The organism is Bacillus sp. mrc49, from assembly GCF_002803435.1.
Window position 1 is genome coordinate 1 of record NZ_PHNG01000467.1, and the last position, 877, is coordinate 877.

The 877-nt window shown below is 36.4% G+C and carries 1 protein-coding gene; it reads right to left on the bottom strand.

Annotated features, from left to right (window positions below):
* Window positions 1-17: 17 nt before the first annotated feature.
* Window positions 18-200, bottom strand: coding sequence for a type II toxin-antitoxin system HicA family toxin (locus CVN76_RS03655; RefSeq protein WP_100530334.1), 183 nt, complete (start codon window positions 198-200; stop codon window positions 18-20).
* Window positions 201-877 lie beyond the last annotated feature (677 nt).

Below are 877 nucleotides of genomic sequence, written 5' to 3' on the forward strand. Positions count from 1 at the left end.
CTTTGCAGGAGGGCTATTTATTTAAGCCCTGCCTGCTTGAGTATTGAGTTTAATGTTTTTGTTTTAATGTCTTTTTTCGGATGAGGAACTGTTGTTGTTCCTTTTTTTGTAGGGTGTTTGAAATGGTGGTGACTCCCTGTGACCCTATCTAAATACCATCCGTCTTTCTTAATGAGTTTTATTATATCCCGAGAAGATATTTTTTTCTCCCCCCTTTCTATATACTTATTATAACACGTATATATTATACGTGCAATAGATAATATATAAAAAGTACGTATTTTTTATATGTATTTTAGGGAGTAAATATCTATACTTTTACAAAATTACAGTAAAAATTAAAATTATATAGTAGTTTACTAATGGGTATGATATACTACGTTTAATCTACTAGCATTGTTAAGAGTAGGAAGGGCTTAGTACACCTTTCCTACTATCATGCTAAAAAAAGATAGGAAAGCTTAGTACCCTTTTCTGTCGTGTCCCTGGAGAAATCCGGGGCTTTTTTTTGTTTTGTGGCATAAAACGAGTAGGGGATTTAAAAGATGCTACCGCCCTGCCGGTTGCTAACCGCTCCCGCTCCGGGGCTTTCATTCCCCAACCAAACCCCAATTAATCTATATTTACCTTTTCTTTTGTTTATCTCTTTTCTCCTAAGATCCTTAAGACCTTAAAGCCTTTATGTTTTAATCACTTAATGTTTACAGGTTTTTACATTCAACGGAACCAGGAGGGGGGAAAGGGAAATAGGCAGAGTTGCCCGCCCTATTCTCATATTAAAAAAAATATGGAACAGGAACGAGCAGGCTATAACAATCAACATCACCTATCGGGTATGAGGTTTAAAAGGCCCTGTTTTAGCCGCCGAACTTTCGTT